The sequence below is a fragment of the Streptomyces sp. B1866 genome (genome assembly GCF_031932565.1).
Lineage (GTDB): Bacteria > Actinomycetota > Actinomycetes > Streptomycetales > Streptomycetaceae > Streptomyces.
Window position 1 is genome coordinate 1 of the sequence record NZ_JAVSCF010000523.1, and the last position, 1,244, is coordinate 1,244.

Consider the following 1,244-nt stretch of genomic DNA (forward strand, 5'->3'; position numbering starts at 1 on the left):
AGCACGCCCGCGACCACGGCGAGCAGCAGCGTGTGCGCCCACTCCGGCAGCGGCGCGGCCTCGGCGGCCCAGCCCCCGGCGAACGGGCTCACGCAGGCGGCGGCGAGCCACGGCGCGAACCGCCGCCGCCCGCCCGCCGCCAGCAGGGCCGCCAGCGCCAGGCCCTCGCAGACGGAGTGCACGACCAGCGCGGCCACCACCGGGAACGACGCGACCAGCGCCACCGTCATGCCCTCCACGGCCCGGTGCAGCACCAGGGCCGCCGCCGCGCCGAGCCCGGACAGCCGCGCCGGCACGCAGCAGCCGCGCCGCAGCACGCCGCCGCGCCGCAGCACGCCGGCCGAGACGGCGGCGAAGGCCGCGGCGGCCGCGGCGGGCACCGTCCAGGCGGGCAGCCGGGCCTCCTCGGCGTCCTCCAGCGCGTGCGGCACGATGTCGGCCCCGGCCAGCGCCAGCAGCACGCCCGACGCGGCCGGCAGCAGCACGCCCGCGTGGTGCGACCAGCGCCGCCCCGACCACGCCCCGGCCACCGTGCCCGCCGCGACGAGCGCGAGGCCCAGCCAGGCCCCGACCCCGAAACCCGGCCACCACGCCGCGGAACCGGCGGCCGTCACGCCGGCCCCGCGGGCCCGCCGGGCCGACCCGAGCGGCCGGAGCGGCCGGAGCGGCCGCGCGCTCGCTGTTCGCCGATGTCTCGCCGCATGCTTTGCTCCAGGCAGACTCCACGACCGTGAGTGATCACTCACGACGCTACGGAGTCGCCCTCACCGGTGCCACCGGGACTCGGCCCTTCGGGTCCCGCCGTCGCCCGTGCCGCGTCCGTATCCGTGGCGTATCCGCGTCCGTATCCGCAGCCGGGTCCTCGGCGGGCCAACGCGCCGGGCGGGCGCCCGTGTCGGACCTCACAGGAGGCCTTACCCCGTCCCGACACACCGCGCCCTACCCTCTTTGCGCACGGCTTCGCGCACGGCGCGTTCCGGGCCGTGCGCGCGTGCGCGCGCCGCGCGCCGGCCGGCCGGTGCCGGCGAGGGGAGGGCGAGGGGGGAGGGATATGGCCGGATCTCCGGGGCGGACGTTCTTCCGCGGACTCCTCGCCGCTCTCGCCGCGCTGCTCCTGGCCCTCGCGGGCGCGCCCGCCCCGGCGCACGCCGCGTCCGGCGCGGACGGCGGCGCGCCGGACGAGGTCGTCGCCTCGCCGCCGATCGGGCGGGCCGGCGCGCGCGGCCAGGACGCCGCGGACTACT

Annotated in this window: 2 protein-coding genes; one reads left to right on the forward strand and one right to left on the reverse strand. The window is 80.2% G+C overall.

Annotated features, from left to right (window positions below; translation table 11 throughout):
• Positions 1–614 (reverse strand): hypothetical protein (locus RKE29_RS29940; protein ID WP_312008851.1); only part of this gene is annotated, 614 nt, incomplete at its 3' end.
• A 437-nt stretch (positions 615–1,051) separates the two neighbouring features.
• Here RKE29_RS29940 and RKE29_RS29945 point away from each other — a divergent pair.
• A partial coding sequence (locus tag RKE29_RS29945) for a hypothetical protein (protein ID WP_312008852.1) occupies positions 1,052–1,244 on the forward strand: 193 nt, incomplete at its 3' end.